General features: G+C 59.4%; 12 protein-coding genes and 3 pseudogenes. 1 reads left to right on the top strand and 14 read right to left on the bottom strand.

The genetic code is table 11. From position 1 onward, the window contains the following. Position 1: 1 nt before the first annotated feature. The 9 genes and pseudogenes from DXA70_RS04825 to DXA70_RS04785 form a co-directional block, all read right to left on the bottom strand. Positions 2-2677, bottom strand: a complete 2676-nt coding sequence (locus tag DXA70_RS04825) for a UvrD-helicase domain-containing protein (RefSeq protein WP_128117762.1) — start codon at positions 2675-2677, stop codon at positions 2-4. Between the two features lie 140 nt (positions 2678-2817). Next, positions 2818-4025, bottom strand: a pseudogene (locus tag DXA70_RS04820) (sodium ion-translocating decarboxylase subunit beta). Positions 4026-4040: 15 nt separating this feature from the next. Then, positions 4041-4406, bottom strand: a complete 366-nt coding sequence (locus DXA70_RS04815; RefSeq protein WP_022256269.1) for an OadG family transporter subunit — start codon at positions 4404-4406, stop codon at positions 4041-4043. Between the two features lie 166 nt (positions 4407-4572). Beyond that, positions 4573-5597: pseudogene (locus DXA70_RS04810) on the bottom strand (rod shape-determining protein). Between the two features lie 100 nt (positions 5598-5697). Then, positions 5698-7923: an ATP-dependent RecD-like DNA helicase gene (locus tag DXA70_RS04805; protein WP_128117761.1), complete on the bottom strand. Its 2226-nt coding sequence runs from the start codon at positions 7921-7923 to the stop codon at positions 5698-5700. Between the two features lie 119 nt (positions 7924-8042). Further along, complete coding sequence (locus tag DXA70_RS04800) at positions 8043-9413, bottom strand: MATE family efflux transporter (RefSeq protein WP_128117760.1); 1371 nt, start codon at positions 9411-9413, stop codon at positions 8043-8045. Positions 9414-9644: 231 nt separating this feature from the next. Further along, complete coding sequence (locus DXA70_RS04795; protein ID WP_128117759.1) at positions 9645-10439, bottom strand: HAMP domain-containing sensor histidine kinase; 795 nt, start codon at positions 10437-10439, stop codon at positions 9645-9647. Between the two features lie 22 nt (positions 10440-10461). Further along, positions 10462-11199 carry a response regulator gene (locus tag DXA70_RS04790; RefSeq protein ID WP_128117758.1) on the bottom strand — a complete coding sequence of 246 codons (738 nt, stop codon included), beginning with the start codon at positions 11197-11199 and terminating at the stop codon, positions 10462-10464. Positions 11200-11339: 140 nt separating this feature from the next. Then, positions 11340-11579, bottom strand: a complete 240-nt coding sequence (locus DXA70_RS04785) for a hypothetical protein (RefSeq protein WP_128117757.1) — start codon at positions 11577-11579, stop codon at positions 11340-11342. 145 nt (positions 11580-11724) lie between these two features. Between DXA70_RS04785 and DXA70_RS04780 the strand changes: the two genes are divergently transcribed. Then, complete coding sequence (locus DXA70_RS04780; protein WP_128117756.1) at positions 11725-14973, top strand: ABC transporter ATP-binding protein/permease; 3249 nt, start codon at positions 11725-11727, stop codon at positions 14971-14973. Between the two features lie 78 nt (positions 14974-15051). Here the strand turns inward: DXA70_RS04780 and DXA70_RS04775 are convergent, their stop codons facing one another. The 5 genes and pseudogenes from DXA70_RS04775 to DXA70_RS04760 all read right to left on the bottom strand — a co-directional run bounded on the left by DXA70_RS04775 (position 15052) and on the right by DXA70_RS04760 (position 20624). Beyond that, positions 15052-15933, bottom strand: coding sequence for an aldose 1-epimerase family protein (locus DXA70_RS04775; RefSeq protein WP_128117755.1), 882 nt, complete (start codon positions 15931-15933; stop codon positions 15052-15054). Between the two features lie 15 nt (positions 15934-15948). Continuing rightward, positions 15949-17051 (bottom strand): annotated as a pseudogene (locus DXA70_RS04770) (iron-containing alcohol dehydrogenase). Between the two features lie 73 nt (positions 17052-17124). Beyond that, positions 17125-19491, bottom strand: a complete 2367-nt coding sequence (locus tag DXA70_RS04765) for a formate C-acetyltransferase/glycerol dehydratase family glycyl radical enzyme (RefSeq protein ID WP_243001099.1) — start codon at positions 19489-19491, stop codon at positions 17125-17127. A 168-nt stretch (positions 19492-19659) separates the two neighbouring features. After that, complete coding sequence (locus DXA70_RS14150; RefSeq protein ID WP_243001097.1) at positions 19660-19845, bottom strand: hypothetical protein; 186 nt, start codon at positions 19843-19845, stop codon at positions 19660-19662. Next, positions 19842-20624 carry a glycyl-radical enzyme activating protein gene (locus DXA70_RS04760; RefSeq protein ID WP_243001095.1) on the bottom strand — a complete coding sequence of 261 codons (783 nt, stop codon included), beginning with the start codon at positions 20622-20624 and terminating at the stop codon, positions 19842-19844. The genes DXA70_RS14150 and DXA70_RS04760 overlap by 4 nt, the downstream gene beginning before the upstream one ends. Between the last annotated feature and the right edge of the window lie 184 nt (positions 20625-20808).

Here is a 20808-nt window from a genome sequence, read left to right as displayed (position 1 = left end):
CTCATTCCTCCGTAATTTTGGTCAGCGGGGCAAAGTTTGCCATGGTCTTCTTGACGCCGACTTTTTCAAAACGAATCTCCACGATCTGGTCCCCGGCAGCAGGCTTGACCGCCACCACCGTGCCTCGCCCGAAGACTTTGTGCTCCACCACATCGCCGGGCTCGTAGTGTTTCGTCGTGTTTGCGTTTGTTTTTGCAGCAGGCGTTCCTGTAAAGTTGATTTGCTTTGCAGACGTTTCAGGTGTTGCCGGGCGGCTGTAGCCGCTGCCAAAGCCGCCAGAACCGCCCACGCTGCCGCTGCGGGAGCCATAACTGCTGCCGTAACCGCTTGAAGAACTCCCCCGCCCGGCGTAACCGGAACCGAAGCCCCGGCTCTCCCCGGCGTTGTACTCCCGGTTCAGGTAGCCGGAATGGTTTCCATAGCCTGTACTGCCACCGTAGCTGCCGTAAGAAGCCGAACCGCGGCCCCAGCCCGAAGCCCCGGAATAACCGGAGGCACCACCGGGCACCGTGTCGCTGTAGCTGCTGCCCCAGCCGCCCAGACGGCTGCGCTGTTCCAGCACCGGGCTGCGGGTCTCTTCCAGATACTCCGGCTCGATCTCCCGCAAAAAGCGGCTGGGCTCATTGCGCTGGGTGCGGCCATACAACATCCGGGTGACGCTGTTGGAGATGTACAGCTCTTTCTTGGCACGGGTGATGCCGACGTAGGCCAGGCGGCGCTCCTCTTCCAGATCAGCCTCCGAGTATTTGCTCATCTCACTGGGGAAGACACCCTCTTCCATGCCGATCAGGAATACATACGGAAACTCCAGGCCCTTGGCCGAGTGAATGGTCATCAGCACCACCTGGTCGGCACTCTCGTTGTAGTTGTCAATGTCGCTGATGAGGGCGATATCTTCCAGATAGCCCTCCAGCGAGGCCTCCTCGCCCTGCTGGTCACAGTAGTTTTTCACGTTGTTGACCAGCTGGCCCAGGTTCTGCAGGCGGTCTGCCGCGTCCTCGTGGCCCTTGGCGGCGTCCGCTTCCAGCATAGCCTTGTAGCCGGTGATTTCAATCACATCGCTGGCAAACTCGTCCAGTGTCTTATTCTCCAGCGAGTCCTGTAACCGCTCATAGATCTGATAGAACTTATACAGCGGTGCAATGGCCCGGCTGAGCTTCGCGTACTGGTCCGCATGGCGGATGATCTCCAACATGCTCACGCCCTCCTGCCCGGCCAGGTCAGCGATGACGTCAATGGTGGTCGCACCAATTTTACGGGCAGGCTCGTTGATAATGCGGCGGAGACGCACATCATCCCGAGGATTGGCCACAATGGACATGTAGGAGTGGATGTCCTTGACCTCTTTGCGGTCGTTGAACCGCTGGCCTCCCACGATCTTGTGTGGGATACCCGCGCGGGTGAAGTAGCTTTCCAGCGGGGCCGACTGGGCGTTCATCCGGTAGAGCACGGCGTGGTCGGCCAGATGGCCGCCCTCCCGCAGGTGCTGGCCGATGATGTCCGCGATGTGGCTGGCCTCGTCCTGCTCGTTCTCTGCCGTGTAGACCTGCACTTTGTCGCCCTCGCCGTTTTGGGTCCAAAGGGTCTTACCCTTGCGCTCCGTGTTGTGCTGGATGACGCAGTTGGCGGCGTTGAGGATGTTGGAAGTGGAGCGGTAATTCTGCTCCAGCCGGATGGTCTTGGTGCCCGGGTAAACGCGCTCAAAGTTGAGGATGTTCTCAATGGTAGCCCCCCGGAAACGGTAAATGCTCTGGTCATCGTCGCCGACAACGCAGATGTTCTTCTCCGGACCGGTGAGCAGGCTGACAAGGCGGAACTGTGCCACACTGGTGTCCTGATACTCGTCCACCAGCAGGTAACGGTACTTGTTCTGGTAGAAGTCCCGCGCCTCTTTGTGCTCGGCCAACAGCTGGACGGTCTGATAGATCAGATCGTCAAAGTCGAACGCGCCGGCCTCTTTCAGCTTCTTTTCATAGGCGGCATAAACACGGGCCGCCAGAGCGCCTTTGGTGTCCTTTGCCGGGGTCTGCAGTGCTTCGGCCGGGCTGACGAGCTGGTCTTTCCAGCGGCTCATCTGGTTGATGGCGCTCTTGACCGGGAAGAACTTATCGTCCACGCTCAGCTCTTTGTACACGGTCTTCATCACCCGCTGGGAGTCGTCCGTGTCGTAAATGGTAAAACTGCGGGGATAGCCGATCTCCTCGGCCCAGCGGCGGAGGATGCGGACACAGGCGGAGTGGAACGTGGAGGCAAACACCTCATCGCCTTCTTCCCCGCCCAGCATATTGCGCAGGCGCTCTTTCAGCTCGCCTGCCGCCTTGTTGGTAAAGGTAATGGCCATCACGTTCCAGCTGCGGACCGCGTCCTTGCGGAGCATCCCGTCCAGCCAGCCGGGGGCATCCGTGCCCGTCATAAGGGCGGTGCGCAGGGCTTTTACATCATCCTCCGTTACCTCACGGGGCGTCCAGCTGGAGCCGTGGGCCGAGCCAAACCGGATGAGGTTTGCAATGCGGTTGACCAGCACCGTGGTCTTGCCGCTGCCTGCGCCTGCCAGGATCAGCAGCGGGCCGCTGGTGGTAAACACCGCCGCGCGCTGCATCTCGTTCAGGCGGCCAAACTGCTTTTCAATGTAGGTATCGCGCAGTTTACAAAATTCCTGTTGAAGATTGGTTGCCATGGTTTCACCTGTTCATTTCATCAGAATCATACAAGATATAGTATAACACAAAAGTGCCTGGTTTGACAGTGCTTTGGGCACAAAAAACGCCCACCCACAGCGCTGCCATGGGTAGGCGGAAAATATTTTTCAGGAATCTCTTAGCCGAAGATGTTGATGAGGATACCAGCAGCAACGGCAGAGCCGATCACGCCGGCCACGTTGGGGCCCATGGCGTGCATCAGCAGGAAGTTGGAGGGGTTCTCGCTCTGACCCACTTTCTGAGAAACGCGGGCAGCCATAGGCACGGCGGAAACGCCTGCGGAACCGATCAGCGGGTTGACCTGGCCGCCGGTGAGGGCGTACATCACCTTGCCGCACAGGACACCTGCAGCGGTACCAAACGAGAAAGCGATCAGGCCCAGCACGATGATGAACAGGGTGCGGGAGTTGAGGAACGTGTTGGCGGAGGTGGTGCAGCCGACAGACAGTGCCAGGAAGATGGTGATAATGTTCATCAGCTCATTACCAGCGGTCTTCTGGATACGATCGACAACGCCGCACTCTTTCATCAGGTTGCCCAGCATCAGCATACCGACCAGAACGGCGGCATCCGGCACGATGAGGGAAACGATGATGGTGACCATGATGGGGAAGATGATCTTCTCGGTCTTGGTCACGGTGCGCAGCTGCTTCATCACAACAGTACGCTCTTTCTTGGTGGTCAGCGCTTTCATGATGGGCGGCTGGATAACGGGCACCAGAGCCATGTAGCTGTACGCTGCCACGGCGATGGAGCCCAGCAGCTCCGGAGCCAGACGGGAGGTGACGAAGATGGCGGTAGGGCCGTCTGCACCGCCGATGATGGCGATGGCAGCGGACTGCTTCTGGGTGAAGTCCACCAGGCCGGTAGCCGCCAGCAGGCGGGCGCCCATGTAAGTACCAAAGATACCGAACTGAGCGGCAGCGCCCAGCAGCAGGCTCTTGGGGTTGGAGATCAGCGGGGCAAAGTCGGTCATGGTGCCGATGCCCAGGAAGATCAGCGGCGGGTAGATGCCCAGCTTGACGCCCATGTAGAGCATATCGGCCAGGCCGCCGTTGTTCAGGATCTCGATCCACATCGGGTGCTCGAGGCCGTCACCGACGAAATACTGCATGTGGATCACGCCGCTGCCGGGCAGGTTTGCCAGGATCATGCCAAATGCCATGGGCAGCAGGATCAGGGGCTCAAACTCTTTGACAATGGCAGGTAGAGCAAAAAGCAGCCCACGCAGATCATCACCGCGTACAGCCAGCCGCCCGGCTCGCCGAACCGCGCGAAACCGGAGCTCTGGAAAATACCGACCAGAGTACTGATAAACTGTGTCATATTTTTCCTCCCGTGTTAAAAAGGTGCGGTGGTGTCGTTGACACCAGCCTTGCCCCAGCCGTTTTTGCCGCGGCGCACTGCCTTGAGCACATACTTGCCGTTGCCCATCGAGTAGATGGCAGCCATGATGGCGGCCACAACATCGGCGGGGATGCCCTGCTCCACCTGGGGTGCAGCAGGAGCCTGTGCGGCAGCGGGCTTTGCGGCGGGCGCTGCAGGCTTTGCAGCTGCCTTGGGAGCGGCCTTGGCTGCAGCCTTTTTGCCATTCATGGCGTCAAAGATCTTGCCCTCCAGCGTGATGATGGCCATTAGCAGCACGAGGATCGCGAACACCAGAACGATACCGGTGATAGTCACGACCACATCAAAACCTAAATCCATGGTCTTCCTCCTATTTTGTTTGTATTTTTGCCCTCCGGAGCCAACCGGATCACAAAAGCGATTTGAAATTATTATACATTATTTTCCGGGCCGATTCAACAACTATGAACAAAAATCATGCTCAATATTAAGGGTTTGTTAAGATTTTGTCCAATCTCAGCGGCTCTCAGCGGCGGCCGATCCGAGGCGTTGCATCGGTAAAACCGGTCTCCAGCTTATCGCCGATGCCAAGGCTCATGGCCGTGCCCAGTGCCACGCAGTTGACGGGGTCGGGCGAGACGGTCACTTCCACTTTCAGCTCCTGGCTCAGGTACTCGGTCAGGCCGTGCAGCTGGGCACCGCCGCCCGTCAGCACCACACCGTTGCGGTAGATATCACCGGCCAGCTCGGGCGGGGTCTTCTCCAGCACCTGATGGGCTGCCGTGCCGATCTGCTCGCTCAGCATCATGACCGGCTCGTACAGGTCGCTGGTGGAAACGTTGACACGGACGGGCAGGCCGGTGAGCAGGCTGCGGCCCTTGACCTCCATCGTCTCGTTGAAATCCGCCTTCTGGGGGCAGCAGGCCACATGCTTTTTCAGTTCCTCAGCCGTGCGCTGGCCAATGGCAATGCTGAACTTGCTGCGGACATGCTTCAGGATCTCGTCGTCGTAGTGGTTGCCCGCCACCCGGACACTGGTGGCCTTGACCTTGCCGCCCAGCGACAGCACCGCGATATCCGTGGTCCCTCCGCCGATATCAATGATCATCCGCCATCGGGCACGGTAATGTCGATGCCGGAGCCGAGGGCCGCGGCAATGGGCTCATCAATGAGGTAGACCTGCCGGGCACCGGCGGCCACGACCGCCTCCACCACGGCGTCGCTCTCAATGCCGGTGATGGCCGCCGGCACGCAGACCGCCACCCGGGGCTTGACCATGTGGGAGCTGTACACCTGATTGACGAAGCGGCAGATGAGCTCACGGGTCATGGTGTGGTCACTGATGACGCCGTCTTTCAGCGGGAAAATCGCGGAAATATAGTTGGGCGTGCGGCCCACCATAGCCAGTGCCTTGTCGCCCACCTCCAGCACGGAGTTCTTGCGGGTATCCACGGCCACTACGCTGGGCTGGTTGAGCACAACGCCCTGCCCTGCCTGCGCAATGATGATGGTGGTAGTACCAAGGTCAATGCCGATATCTGTCTGTGCCATAATCCAAAAGTCCTTTCTCTCGTCCCCAAAAATCCTTTTTCTGTATCAAAACGCCCTCGCGGGCCGGGAAATCAAATCATCTTATAGTATAACATAGTGCTTACGCTTTTTCCACTGTAACTTGCTCCGGCGGCAGGGCTTCCTCCAACAATTTGGCAAGGCCGCTGTACCGCAGGTTCTGGCGCACATTGCTCATCATCCGGTTGACGACATCCCGCCGCCCGGCCACGATGCACAATTTGCGGGCGCGGGTAACACCGGTGTAGAACAGGTTGCGGTAACACAGCCTTGGCGGCACCTGCGCCACCGGCAGGATGACAGCCGGGAACTCACTGCCCTGGCTCTTGTGCACCGTGATCGCGTAGGCGATCTCCAGCTCATTGAGGTTCTCCGCCGGGTAGACCAGACGGCGGTCATCCATCCGAACCACCATCGAGCGGTCACGGGTGTTGATGGATTCCACAATGCCGATGTCGCCATTGTAGGCACCCACACCCTGTTCCCCGCCGACTCTCTGCCAGACGATCTCATAATTGTTGCGCACCTGCATCACTTTGTCCCCTACCCGGAACACCCGGGCTGCGCTCTGCAGCTGGGGCTTTCCTTTCCGGGCCGGGTTGAGCAGGTTCTGCAGCTCCACATTCAGCGCCTGGGTGCCGGTAGGGCCCAGCTTGGTAGGGCAGAGCACCTGGATATCCCGGATGGGGTCAAACCCGTAGCTGCGGGGCAGCCGGGTGGTGACCAGATCACACACCAGCTTCTGGGCGGCATCGCCGTCCGCCTCCAGAAAGAAGAAATCGTCCGTCTTGCCGCCCTTTTGGAGCGGCTCGTTGGAGATGATGTGGTGGGCGTTCTCCACAATGAGGCTCCGCCTGGCCTGCCGGAAGATCTCGTTCAGGCAGACGGTGGGCACCAGCCCGGAGCGGACCACCTCCCCCAGAATGTTGCCCGGGCCCACGCTGGGCAGCTGGTCGGCGTCGCCCACCATGATGACGCGGCAGCTATACCGCAGCGCCGCAATGAGAGCCTGGAACAGCTTGACATCCACCATGCTCATCTCATCCAGAATGACCACGTCACACTTGAGGAGGTTTTTATCGTTGTGGATAAAGCTGACCACGCCGCCTGTGTAGTCCACCTCCAGCAGGCGGTGGATGGTGGAAGCCTTACGGCCCGTCAGCTCACTCAGCCGCTTGGCGGCACGGCCGGTAGGGGCGCAGAGGGCCACCCGCTCGGCCTGATTTTCCAGCAGCTGCAAAATAGCGTTCACGGTGGTGGTCTTGCCGGTGCCGGGGCCGCCTGTCAGCACCAGACAGTTTTCGGTCATGGCCTTGCGGATGGCCTCTTTCTGGAGCGGTGCATAGGCAAAGCCCTGTGTCAGCTCCAAAATCTGGATGTTTTTATCCAGATCACGGGCGGTATTCTTCCCCCGCCGGGTCAGCATGGCCAGCCGGTCGGCAATGTCCTGCTCGGCGTCCAGCAGGTCTGGCAGGTAGATATAGGGCACGCCCTCGTACAGTTTCACCCGCAGCTCTTCGGTCTGCAAGCAGCGGTCCAGAGCAGACGCCAGCTTTTCCGACGGCTGGTGGATGAAATTGGAGGCAGTGTCCAGCAGCTGGCTCCGAGGCAGGCAGGTATGGCCGTTGCCCGCGTTGTGACGCAGGGTGCGCAGGAGGGCAGCTTCCAGCCGCTGGGCGCAGTCCCCTGCCATGTGGTAATACTGAGCAATGCTGTCCGCATGGCGGAAATCCAGCTGCAGCGGCTCCCCGCAGAGCAGATAGGGGTTCTGGGCAATGGCGTTCATGGCACCGGGGCCAAAGGTGCGGAAAACCTCCATAGCCCGCCGTGGGCTGATCTCAAACTGGGCCAGATAGGCGATGAGCTCCCGCATCCCGAACATCCGCTTGAATTCCTGCTGGATGCGGTCGGCCTTATCCGCCGAGATGCCTGGGATCGTGGTGAGCTGGGCCGGGTCATTGGCGATGATCTCCAGCGCCTGGGCACCGAATTTATCAATGATCTTGTCCGCCGTCCGGGCACCGATATAAGGCAGTGAGCGGCTGGCCAGGAACGCGTACACGGCTTCCAGATCCTTGGGCATGTCCGTCTCGCACTCCTGCGCATGGAACTGGCGGCCATAGGTGGCATGGTTCTCATATTTGCCCCGGCAGATGACCGTCTCGCCCGCGTGCAGCTCACCTACCACGCCGCAGACCACGGTCATGACACCGCCGCCTGATACCTCGAACACCGTATAGCCGTTGTCCGAGTTTTCATAAATGATGTCCTCCACGGTGCCTTCCAGTTGTTCCAGCTCCTGCTCCATTGGCTCACCTCCCTGTTTCTGGCATAATTATTTATAGTATAACGTTTTTGAGGCGATTTGTAAATCCGGCACAGCAAAAAGCCGCTCACCCCGGAGGATGAACGGCTTGATTTTATGGTTTACAGACTGTTCCGCACTGCGTGTCCCTGCTGATTTTCTTTTTCATTCATCAGCTTTTTGCGCACCACAAAGTACGCCGGGATGAGGAAAAAGCAGGCAAAGAACCAGGCCACCGGGTTGGCGATGCAGGCAGCAAAGTAGCCCCACAGCGGCACAAAGAGGAAGCCCACCATGGCACGGGCCACCATCTCAGCAACGCCCGCAAACATGGCAAGACCCGAATAACCCAGGCCCTGGATGGTGTAGCGGTAGATGATGAGCACCGCCAGCGGGATGTAGAAGACGCTGTTCCAGAAGATGAAGCTCTGGGCGTTTGCCATGATCTCCACCTCGCCGGCGTCCAGGAAGAGGCCAATGAGCAGCTTATCCGCAAAGCGGAGGATGATAAAGGAAGCAATGCTGTACACACAGCCGATGCCCAGCGCCGTGTTGACGCCGCGGTTCACTCGCTTGAGGTCGTGGGCACCCAGGTTCTGGCTGGCATAGGTGGTCATGGCCGTGCCGATGCTCTCCAGCGGGACAGACAGGAACTGTGCGGCCTTGCTGCCGGCCGTCTGGGCGGCCACGATATCACTGCCCAGACCGTTGACGGCACCCTGCAGCACCACGCTGCCAATGGCCGTAATGCTGCACTGCAGGCCCATGGGGATGCCCATATTGCAGAGCTTGAGGCAGTGATCACGGCTGAGTTTTCCCTCTTCTTTGGACCAGCGCAGCTCATGGTAATGCCGGGCAATGTACCACAGGCTGCCAAAGCCTGCCACGGCCTGGCTGAACACCGTGGCAAACGAAGCGCCGAACACGCCCATTTTGAAGACGATGATGCAGAGCAGGTCGAGGCCGATGTTCAGAAAGCTTGCCATCAGCAGGAAATACAGCGGACGCTTGCTGTCGCCCAGAGCGCGCATGAGAGCGCTGGTAACATTATAAAGCAGGGTGAACGGGATGCCCCAGAAGATGGTGCGGATGTAGATGTCCGCCAGGTCGATGATATTGGCCGGGGTATTCGTCCAGACCAGGATGGGCCGGGTGAGTGCCACCGTCACGATGGTGAGCACCACCGCAAAGACGATGCTCAGCCAGACCGTGTTGGCCGTGTAACGGCGCATCTGGCTGTAATCTTTTGCGCCAAACGTCCAGGAGATGGGGATGGAGAAGCCGCAGGCGATGCCATTGACAAAGCCCAGCACCAGATAGTTCAGGCCGCCCACGCTGCCCACCGCCGCCAGCGCTTCCACGCCAACAAAGCGGCCGACAATGATGGTATCGGCCAGGTTGTAAAACTGCTGGAACAGGCTGCCCAGCATCAGCGGCACCGCAAAGGCAAGGATCAGCTTGAGCGGGCTGCCCTGCGTCATATCTTTTGTCATACCATAGCCCCTCCCATGGGCGGTTTTCTTTGCTAAATTTTTGCCGATAAAAACGCCCTGCCGCAGAAAAAGGGCAGGACGTCTCGGTTTCCATGAGTGGTATTATAATCAGGGGGCCATTTTTTTGCAAGAGGTTTTGCAAAGATTCCCCGGTACAACATTCACAGTCTGCCGCACAAAAAACTGTTGATTCTGCTCAAGAGATTTTCCAGCATTCTGAAAATCCCGCTTTCAGGCATTCCCAGCCAGCAGATGCAGCTCCCGTTCCAGCTGCCAGCGCAGCCGGGAGGGCAGCACCTCCCCTGCCGCGTGCAGGGCGATGGTATCGCCGGAAGCTGCTGTTTCCGGCTCCATGGGGAGGGTCACAACCGCCTCGGCACCGCCGCCGGAGCCGGCTTCCAGCGCAAAGCCCCAGCCCGCGCGGCGGCAGACCGCCCGGCAGATCTTCAGGCCAGCGCCCGCACCGCCCAGGAAACGGCGGCGGTTCTCCTGCCAGTTTGCCGGGGCTGGCAGGCCGCAGCCATGGTCCGTGACCGTCAGCTGCCAGGCGTCCTCTGCCCGGCACAGACGCAGAACGATCTTTCCGCCCGGGGCAGAAGCCCGCAGCGCATTGGAGAGCAGATGGAAGACCATCAGCTCGGCTTCTTCCGGACTGCCCAAAACCGGGCAGGTGTCCGGCTCGCAGGATACGGTCAGGTGTACTTTTGCCTGCCGGGCCATTTCCTCCCGCAGGGACGCTGCCTGCCGCAGAACACTGCACAAATCAAAACCGCGGCGGGACGGCACCGGGTCCTCTTCCAGCGCCATCAGGTCCATCATCTCGCTCAGGGTGCGCTCCAGCCGGGCGGTCTGCAGCTCCATATCGGCCAGCGCCTGCCGGGTGGGCGCGTCGCCGCTCTCCCGCAGGTGCATCTGCAGATATTCCCGGTTCTGGTCCACGAGCCCAATCGCATGAAAGCAGACAGACTCAAACTCCCTGCGCGGGAACTCCATGCTCTCCGGCTGCTCTTGTGGTGTCTGGCGCATCCCATCGCCTCCTGCCTTTGTGTCAGTATTCGTATTCCTGGCTGATTTGTGCCCGCAGGGTGTAGATCAGCTTGCCTGCGGTCACTTTCTGCCCTGCCAGATGCGTTTTCTCCTTGAATGCTTTCCACGCGGGCATCTGCCGCGTTTCCAGCGCGTCGATCAAACGGCGCAGGCCGCTGTCCACCGCCGCGACGGTCACATTGTGGTGCTCGGCCACCACCTGCAGGATCTCCTTGCGGATGGCCAGCTTGCCTTTGGACTGGCTGGCAATGAGCACCGCCTCGGTGAGGTAATCACAGTTGCTGTCCGGCTGGATGATGCCCCACTCCTGATACATCCGGCCAAAGCGCTGCTCCAGCGTTCCAGACTCCTGCCCGGCCGCCGTCAGCAAACTTGCCAGCAGCTCTTTCAGGCTGCTCTGGCGGATGAGGTAGCAGGGGCCGTCCGGCGAGAAGCTGGACACAGCGGTTCTTTCCCGCCGGGCATTGTCCTGCAGCAGGAGCAGCGGCTTTTGCGGCAGGCGGCTCATCCGCTCCAGAAATTCCCGGCTGTCCATATCTTCCAGCGGGCCGCCCAGCACCACGACCTCAGTGTTCCGGCCCTGTTTCAGGCTCTGCAGCAGTTCTTCGCCGCTGCGGTACTCGCTGCACAGGATCTCCGCACTCTGCTCCGCGATATACTGGTGCCACACCCGCAGCTGATGTACATCATAGCTGGCCAGTGCAACGCGCAGCCCGGTGTTCTTCCGCTCACTGCTCACCCGCCGCGCCTCCCTCCGGCCGCCAAAAATACCGCGTCGCTGCCGTTTTTGTCGTTCTCATATTCCATTCCTCCCTGCTTGCGGTTTGCGTCGAAATGTGTCTCTACATTTTATAATTCTATAAAGCAGGGGGAGAAGATTCAATCCCAAAAAAGCGTCAAAAAGTGTCGAAACTCCGCATTTGCTGACGCATATCGACGCTTTGCGAATCGCAACAATGCAGTATGGGGCGTGTCCGGTGTTTTCCGCCAGCGGGTATAATGCCCCGCCTCTACACCAAGAATAACATTACCCACCCGCAAAAGCAAGCGCTTCTTCGCAGTTTTCAAACTTTTGTCGTCAAATTTTAGCTGCACAAAACTTTCCTGTGATAAATCCATGGTTTGTTCACATTCATTTGATAGAATAAGACGGTTATCTTGTTATTTTTCTGTCGGCGCGCGTCCGGCAGACCTCCGGGCAGCCCGGTTTGCAGGGCCGGAAACACGCATCCGGCTCCGGGCCGTTGCCCAGAAAGGCAGGTATATGCTTCAGCTTAAAGAAATCCGCAAGGAATACAAAACAGGCGATTTGGAACAGGTCGCCCTCAACGATGTCAGCCTGAACCTCCGTGACAATGAGTTTGTCGCCATCCTGGGCCCCAGCGGCTCCGGCAAAACCACACTGCTCAACATCATTGGCGGCCTTGACCGCTATGATGGCGGTGACCTGATCATCAACGGCATCTCCACCAAGCAGTACACCGACCGCGACTGGGACTCCTACCGCAACCACACCATTGGTTTCGTGTTCCAGAGCTATAACCTTATCCCCCACCAGACGGTGCTCTCCAACGTGGAGCTGGCACTGACCATCTCTGGCGTGTCCGGGGCCGAGCGCCGCCGCCGGGCCGTGGAAGCCCTCAAACAGGTGGGTCTGGGCGACCAGCTGCACAAGCACCCCACCGAGATGTCCGGCGGCCAGATGCAGCGGGTAGCCATTGCCCGCGCGCTGGTCAACAACCCCGACATCCTGCTGGCGGACGAGCCCACCGGCGCGCTGGACAGCGAGACCAGCCTCCAGGTCATGGAGCTTTTAAAAGAAGTGGCCAAGGACCGGCTGGTGGTCATGGTCACCCACAACCCGGAACTGGCTGAGCAGTACGCCACCCGCATCGTCAAGCTGCGGGATGGTGTCATCATCTCGGACACCCAGCCCTACGCCCCGGACGATGCCCAACTGGCCCCGCCCGTCTACAAGAACATGGGCCGGGCCTCCATGTCGCTCTGGACCTCGCTGGCTCTCAGCTTCAACAACCTGCGCACCAAGAAAGCCCGCACCCTGCTCACTGCCTTTGCAGGGTCCATCGGCATCATTGGCATTGCGCTTATCATCTCCCTGTCCCAGGGTGTCAACGATTACATCGACGATATGGAGCGCTCCACCCTGAGCGAGTACCCGCTGCAAATTCTGAGCAGCGGCATGGACATCACCTCCCTGTTCTCGTCCAGCAACGCGTTCACCACCCTGACGGGCACCCAGTACGCCTCCATGACCGTAGCCGAAGAGGGCAAGATCCCGGTCAAGCAGCTTGTGACCAAGATGGTGTCCGGCATCAGTTCCAACGACCTGACCTCTCTCAAAAAATATCTCGAGGGCGACGAGTGCACCATCCGGGACGACGCCACTTCCATTGAGTATTCCTATAATGTGTCACCCCAAATTTACCGGCAGGACGCGGACGGCAGCATCCGCAAAGTGAACCCGGATTCCACGCTCTCGGCACTGGGCATCAGCTCTTCGTCCTCCACCAACAGCCTCATGTCCAGCATGATGGACACCAGCGTTTTCTACCAGCTGCCCGAGAACAGTGATCTCTACAGCTCCCAGTACGATGTCAAAGTAGGCCGCTGGCCCGAGACCGCCAACGAGTGCGTGGCGGTGCTGGGCAAGGACGGAAGTGTCATTGACTATGTGCTTTACGCCATGGGCCTGCGGGACAGCGCCGAGCTGGACAAGATGATCCAGCAGTTTGCGCAGAACCAGAACGTCGATCTGCCGCAGGATTTCCGCACCTATTCCTACGAGGATTTCCTGGGCCTGAATTTCAAGGTGGTGCGCGGCGCGGACTGCTACGAGTACGATGAGACGTACAACATCTGGAAAGACAAATCCGAGGACAGCGATTATATGAAGCAGCTGGTGGCAGGCGGCGAAGACCTGACCATCGTGGGCATCGTTCAGCCCAAGGCGGATGCTTCCGCCGCCATGCTCTCCTCCGGCATCGCCTACCCTGCTGCCCTGACGCAGCATGTCATCGAGGAGGCCAAGACCAGCGCCATCGTTCAGCAGCAGATGGCCGACCCCACCACCAATGTGCTGACCGGGGAACCCTTTGGCGATTCCAAGGGTCTGGTCAATTCGCTGGACCTTTCCACGATCTTCTCTGTGGATACCGACGCCCTCAAACACGCGTTCTCCATTGATCCCAGCGCCCTGAACTTTGATCTGGACGGTGCTTTTGACCTGAGCGGCGGGGCGTTCGACCTCTCCTCTCTCATTGACGCATCCAAGTTCAAGCTTGATCTGGACGCTCTGGCCGACAGCCTGGGCGGGATGGAGAACCTGCCGGACATTGACCTGAGCGAGGCCTTTGCCGGGCTGGACCTCTCCATCTCCCCGGACGCCCTGCAGGCCTTTGTGCAGAAAGTGTTCAAGGGATACAAAAACTATATCATCGGCAACGGCATCCTCAACTTTAAAAAGTGGAGTTTTTCCGCCTACCTGAAGTCGGAGCAGTTCCAGCAGCTGCTGACCGAATCCCTGCCGGATCTGGTGGACACCGACGCCATTCAAGGCCAGCTGACCGAGGCCGTTTCCGGCGTGCTGCAGACTGTACTGGAAAGCTACTCCGACCGGATCACCGACGTGCTCCAGACGCAGATCTCTGCGGCACTGGAGTCCTCCATCCAGTCCGCCATGGGCCCGCTGATGCAGTCGTTCCAGCAGAACCTGCAAACGATGCTGGAAAAGAATCTGGCCCAGCTTGGCAGCCAGATGGAAAACGCCATCAAGATCGACACCAAGACGTTCCAGAGTGCCATCCAGCTCAACATGAGCACCGACGACCTCACGGAGCTGATGAAATCCACGCTGCGCTCTTCCAAATCCAGTTATGAGGGCAACCTCTCCGCCTTTGGCTATGCAGACCTTGCCTCCCCGAGCCAGATCAAAATTTACCCCCACGATTTCGACAGCAAGGCCGTGATCCTGGAAAAGCTGGACGCCTACAACGCCTCCATGGAAGCACAGGGTCTGGAAGACAAGACCATCCGCTACACCGACCTGGTGGGCACCCTGATGACCTCCGTGACGGAGATCATCAATATGATCAGCAGTATGCTGGTGGCATTCGTCTCCATCTCGCTGGTGGTCTCCTCCATCATGATCGGCGTCATCACCTATATCAGCGTGCTGGAGCGCCGGAAAGAGATCGGCATTCTGCGCGCCATTGGCGCTTCCAAGATGAACGTTTCCGAGGTGTTCAACGCCGAGACGTTTATCATCGGCCTGTGTTCGGGCGTCATGGGCATCGTGCTGAGCGAGATTCTGCTCATCCCGGGCAACATGCTCATCCGGCAGGTCTCGGGCAGCGACACCCTGACGGCCATCCTGCCGCTGGATGCCGCCGCGTTCCTCATTGTGCTGGCCACCCTCCTCACCATTCTGGCGGGCCTCATCCCGGCCATGGGTGCCGCCAAGAGCAACCCGGTCAAGGCCCTGCGGTCGGAATAAAACCGCTTTTCCTGATACGCGCAAAACCCCGGACAACAGGCAAACGCTTGCTGTCCGGGGTTTTCTTGTGTCGGAACTTTATCGCTCCACAGTTGTAGAAAGGGTGGTGCTCCAACGCTTGCCGGGTGCCAGGCAGACGGCTGCTGCCCGCTCGTTCCACTCCTGGGGATCGTTTTCTGCACTGGGCAGGGAGTGCCACGGTTCAATGCAGACAAAGCGGACGGGCTTTGCCAGGGCACTCCAGATCAGTTTGTACGGGAAGCCCTCCACATTGCAGACGATGTGCCGCCCGGTATCTTTTTCATAGATCCCCAGCGTTTTGGTGCGCAGACCCGCCATGCAGAAGCTGTCGTTGGAGAACAACTCATCTGTCAGCTGGATCTTTTCCGTGTTCTTCCACTTGTAATAGCACCGCCCGCTGAGCAGACCATGGGGCCGCGCATCGATGATAACGGGGCTCTCCGGCTGGTCGAACCGAAATTCATAGTCCTCTGTGGTATGGCAATCGTCAAATGGGATGTTGAATGCCGGGTGGAAGCCGATGCCAAAGCGCAGTTCCTCCTGCCCAGGGTTTTCCACGGTCAGGGTATGGTGGATGGTCTTGCCCTCCAGCCGGAACATGCTGGTCAGAACAAACTCAAACGGGAACCACGTTTCTTTCAACTCCGGGCTGGACCGCAGTTCCAGGACGATCTCGTGCTCATCCACCCGCACCAATGTGTGCTCCACATCCCGGGCAAAGCCCTGCTTGACCACATGATAGGTTTTGCCCTTGTGAGAGTAGGAGCTCTGGGGCAGTTCCCCCGTCCAGGGGAAGAGGATGGGCGCGTGACGGGGCCAGACCTCCGGGTCAGCCTGCCAGAGCACTTCCTCCCCGGCTGCGTTTTTCAGGCTGACAGCTTCCGCGCCAAGGGTGTCCACCGTCAGGGTAAAGAATTCGTTCCGAAGCACTGCCTGCATGGGAAACGCCTCCTTTTACATGGTCTTCTCGTACAGCTTGATGATGTCCTTCACCGTGCTCTGGCGGGGGTTGGCGGGAATGTTGCCGCTCTTCATGGCGTCCTCGGCCATGGCGGGGATCTTATCCGCCGTCACGCCCACTTCCGACAGGGTAGCCGGGATGCCCAGTTGTTCGTTCAGATGGCGCAGCTCCTCCACCAGCATATCCGGGGTAAAGTTTTCGATGGGGCCATTGCCCTCCCGGATGTAGTTGTAGATGACCTCATAGCGGCCATGGTCGGCCAGAGCGTTGTACTCCACCACATTGGGCAGCAGGATGGAGTTTGCCACACCGTGGGGCACGTTGAAGTAGGCGCTCACCGGGTGACTCATGGCGTGGACATTGCCCAGACGAGCCCAGGCAAAGGAGATGCCCGCAAAGTTGGAGCCCAGCATCATGGCACAGGCGGCCTCTTCGTCCTGACGGTTTGCCACAAAGCGGCGCAGGTTGCCGCCAATGAGCTCCATGGCCTTTTCCGCCATGGCATCGGAAAACGGGGTGGCGTTGCGGGAAACATAAGCCTCCATGGCGTGGATGAGGCATCCACACCGCAGGAAGCGGCGATGGAAGCCGGGGCCGTCATGATGAGCTCCGGGTCCAGCACGGCGTACTTGGGCAGGATCTCATAGCTGAAGACCGAGAGCTTGTAGTTGCGCTCCGTGTCCGTGATAACGGCAGAGGCGGTCACCTCACTGCCGGTACCTGCCGTGGTGGGAATGGCGATCATGGGCACGATGGGACCGGGCACCTTGTGGTTGCCCTCGTAATCGGTGATCTTGCCGCCGTAGTTGACCAGCACGCCCACGGCCTTGCCCACATCCATGGAACTGCCGCCGCCCAGGGCCACGATGCTGGTAGCACCACACTCCTTGTACAGGGCTGTTGCCTCATTGACCACAGCCACGGTGGGGTTGGGCACCACGTCCAGATAACTGGTGCACTTGAGTCCGGCCGCCTCAATGATATCCTGTACTTTTTTGACGACACCGATCTTTTCCAGCCCGCGGTCCGACACCAGCAGGATGTTGTCAGAGTGGTTCTCGGCCAGGATCTCCGGCAGCTTTTTCAGGCTGCCCATGCCAAACTGGATGTTCTGCGGAATTTTGAAGTTGAAGTCTTTCATGGCTGCTCTTCCTTTCTATCGTTACCCGTTAAAAATGGAGTTCGGTTCTCTGGATCAGGTCTTTCTGCAGGGGCTTGCCCAGCTCCACAAAGTAGGCGCTGTAACCGGCCACGCGGACCAGCATGTCCTTGTAATCCTCGGGCTTTTTCTGGGCGGCCCGCATGGTGGCGGCGCTCATGATGTTGAACTGGACGTGCATGGCGCCCTTGTGGATGTACTCCTCGATGAAGCTTGCCAGATTGTCCCGGCCCTCAATGCCAGCCACAGCTTCCTGGGGGAAGCGGAGGTTCATCAGGGTGCCATTGGTGGCGAGACTGTGGTCCACTTTGGTCAGCGAGTTGACAATGGCCGTGGGGCCGTTGATATCGTGGGAGCCAAAATCCGTGTGGACCGGGCCCATATTATCGGAGATGGCCTCCCCTGCCTTGCGGCCGTCCACCGAGGCATTGGTGTTCAGGCCCATAGCGACATTGGCGTTGACGGAGTAGACACCGGGGCTGAAGATGCCGCCGCGCGGCGTCTTGCGGCCTGCAATGTGCTTGCAGTACGTCTCAAACATGAACTTGAACAGCTCATCGGCATAGTCATCATCGTTGCCGTAGTGGTGGACCTTGGAGCTGTTGACCAGGGCATAGAGCTTTTCGTAGCCTTTCCAGTTGTGCTTGACGGCTTCCAGCAGCTCGGCACCCGTGCAGCGTTTCTCGTCAAAGACCAGCTGCTTGATGGCGGCCAAGGAGTCCGCACAGGTGGCCATGCCGCTGGCCTGGGGGCCGATGCCGTTGTACTTGGCACCGCCCTCGGTCAGGTCGTGGCCAGACTCCATGCAGTCCTCAAACAGAGCTGAGACATAGGGCAGCGGTTTGAGGGCACGGTGGGCATTCTCGATGACGCAGAGGCTGGAGCACATCTGGTTGGTCCAGTACTCAAACTGGGTGTCCACGCTCTGTTTGACTTCCTCAAAGCTGGCGTAGCGGTCCAGGCTGCCCGTGTCGGGGCCAAGATGCTTGCCCAGCGCGCCGCACTGGCTCCAGCGGGGGCAGTGGGGGCCGCAGTCGATGCAGCGGCCGCCGTTGAGCACCATCTCCATCATCTTGGCGGTGTTGACATAGGCGGCATCGTGCCAGCCATACTCCTTGCCGGGCAGGCTGATCTCCACGCAGCCCACCACGCAGTAATCCCGGGCTTCTTCCAGCGTCATCCCCTTGCGCATCATACCCTTGATGGCAGGGCCATCGTTGAAGATCTTCGGGTGGCCATAGCCCGCCCGGATGCACTCCACGGCTTTGACGCGCAGCTCTTCGGGGGTGCCCTCATGCATCCGGACGCAGACCCAGGGGTTCATCATCCGGGTGTGGGCGGAGGCTTCCAGCATCAGCATGGTCAGATCGTTGGTAGCGTCGGTGCCGTCCCGCTTCACGCCGCCGATGGTCAGGCTCTCGCCGCCGAAGCCACGGCCGTTGCGCAGGGCCATGCTGCCCCGGTCTTTGAGCTTGGTGGGGTTGTTGAGCTTGACGTACTCCACTTCCAGTAACTCCAGCGCAAAGTCTTTGGAGATGCTCTTGTCGGCTTCGTAGTAGGGGTAAAGCCACTGGTCCATCCGGCCATAGGAGATGGAGTGGCCGTTGGACTCCACGCAGATGAGCATGGTGGCAAAGTTGAACAGCTGCAGCGCCTGCCAAAATGTCTTGGGCGTGCCGCCTGCCACGGCATGGCAGTTGACGGCGATCTGCTCCAGCTCTGCTTTCCGTTTGGCATCCGGCTCCTTGGCGGCCATTTCCTCTGCCAGAACGGCGTAGCGCTCGATGTACTTCTTCACGGCGCTGTGCATGATGATGACCGCCTGATAGAATTCCCGCTTGGTGCAGAACTCGGGGTCGTGCATATCCAGCGCGGCCAGCTTCTGTTTGGCCTGCTCCAACAGTCCGTCAAAGCCCAGCCGCATCAGGCGGGCGTAATCCACGGCCAGGTGGCCGGTACCCGCATAGTGATAGAGGTTGGTCTGGTAGATCTTCTTGCCCGCCTCGGAGCCCTTGAGCTGGTCATCGTCCAGCCGGACGTTGATGTAATCATCCAGCGTGCGGCCTTTCCACCAGCTGCACAGGTCTAAAATCTCCTGCTTTTCTTTCTCGTTGCGGATATAGAACTGGTCATGCTCCCGCTCCTCAAAGGGGTGGTTCTGCACCTCGTCCAGGATCCAGTTGACAGAAAACTCCGGGTAGATGGGCGCGGATTTGACGGGCGAAGCGATCTCGCCCACAATGAGGTCATCGTCGTAAATTTCAATGCCGCAGTGCAGCAGCACATTCTCAAAGGCATAGGCCACTTTGAGCTTTTCGGGCAGGTGCTCGTGCCGCTGATAGCTCTCGGTGACGAGGCGCAGGCGCTCTACATCCACATCATAACCACGGTCCAGAAAAGTCTGGCGCAGTTTGTTGATGCGGGGGTAGGGCGACCAATCCTCGTGGTGGACCTGATAGCCAGGCAGTAAACTTTATCGTACGGCTCGGTGCCGCGTGCGGTGGTGTGGACAGTTGCCATGGATGTTCCTCCTTGGTGTGATGATTTATTCCGGTTGACTCTCTTCTTTTTCTTTGGTGCCCACGAGGCAGTGGATGCCCCGGCTGTTGAAATACCTTGCAATTTCTTCTACCCGCCGCTGGAACGCCCGGCGCTGCAGGCGCACGGCTTCCATCTGGTACGGGATCCCCAGTGATTTGTATTTTTCCTCGCCCAGCCGCATAAAACTCAAAAGCTGCAGGTTCGCACCTGCCCGCCCAGCTGTCTGAGGATAAAATCCGCGCTGGCCTCGATGTTCTGCCGCCCATCGTTGACCCCCGGGATGACCGGGATGCGGAGGATGAGCTCCCGCCCCTCCTGTGCCAGGCGGCGGAGGTTTTGCAGAATGAGCTCGTTGCCCACCCCGGTATACTGGCGGTGAAGGGCAGAATCCATCAGCTTGAGGTCCGAGATGATGAGGTCGGTATAGGGCAGAACCTTTTCCACCTCCGACCAGCTGGCACAGAACGTGGACTCGCAGCAGGTGTGGTAGCCCTCCGCCTTGCAGGCGCGGAAGAGGGCCTCCACAAAATCGCTCTGGACCAGCGGGTCCCCGCCCGAGACGGTCACGCCGCCGCCCGAGCGCTCGTAGTAGCCTTGATCCCGGCGGATGAGTTCCATGCACTCCTCCACCGTCATCTGCCTGCCCCACTGCTTGAGCGCGTCGGAGGGGCATTCCTCGTAGCAGGCCAGGCAGTCCGTGCATTTTGTCCGGTCAATGCCCGCCAGCTTGCCCGCCGTAAAGCGGAAGATGTCTCCCTCCGGGCAGCTGTCCTCACAGCCGCCGCAGACTTTGCGGCCGATGCATTTGGTCCGGTAAACCCCAACCTGGGGCTGCGGGGCCCAGCTTTCGGGGTTGGAGCACCACTGGCACCGCAGCGGGCAGCCCTTTAAAAAGAACTCCGTCCGCATCCCGGGGCCGTCGTGAATGGTAAAACGCTGGACGTTGAACACGATGCCCGTTTCCGTCACATTGTCCGCCTCCTTTCCCAGTTCATTTCTCTGATCGTTTCTGGCTTGATTCTAACAGATGCCGCCTCTAAGAAACAGTGGACAACAGGCTGATTTTATATAGGGAACATTCCCTATTTTTACGGCACAAAAAATGCCGGGCAGAGCAGCCGTTTCCGGCGCTCCACCCAGCATTTTACGGGAG

The organism is Faecalibacterium sp. OF04-11AC, assembly GCF_003460645.1.
GTDB classification, from domain to species: domain Bacteria; phylum Bacillota; class Clostridia; order Oscillospirales; family Ruminococcaceae; genus Faecalibacterium; species Faecalibacterium prausnitzii_I.
Note: the sequence above shows the minus strand (reverse complement) of the source record. Positions and strands in the feature narration are given on the sequence as shown.

Excerpts from the sequence above, each read along its gene's own strand:
- DXA70_RS04825 (WP_128117762.1), bottom strand. The coding sequence starts at position 2,677 with ATGGCAACCAATCTTCAACAGGAATTTTGTAAACTGCGCGATACCTAC.
- DXA70_RS04815 (WP_022256269.1), bottom strand. The coding sequence starts at position 4,406 with ATGGATTTAGGTTTTGATGTGGTCGTGACTATCACCGGTATCGTTCTG.
- DXA70_RS04805 (WP_128117761.1), bottom strand. The coding sequence starts at position 7,923 with ATGGAGCAGGAGCTGGAACAACTGGAAGGCACCGTGGAGGACATCATT.
- DXA70_RS04800 (WP_128117760.1), bottom strand. The coding sequence starts at position 9,413 with ATGACAAAAGATATGACGCAGGGCAGCCCGCTCAAGCTGATCCTTGCC.
- DXA70_RS04795 (WP_128117759.1), bottom strand. The coding sequence starts at position 10,439 with ATGCGCCAGACACCACAAGAGCAGCCGGAGAGCATGGAGTTCCCGCGC.
- DXA70_RS04785 (WP_128117757.1), bottom strand. The coding sequence starts at position 11,579 with ATGGATTTATCACAGGAAAGTTTTGTGCAGCTAAAATTTGACGACAAA.
- DXA70_RS04780 (WP_128117756.1), top strand. The coding sequence starts at position 11,725 with ATGCTTCAGCTTAAAGAAATCCGCAAGGAATACAAAACAGGCGATTTG.
- DXA70_RS04775 (WP_128117755.1), bottom strand. The coding sequence starts at position 15,933 with ATGCAGGCAGTGCTTCGGAACGAATTCTTTACCCTGACGGTGGACACC.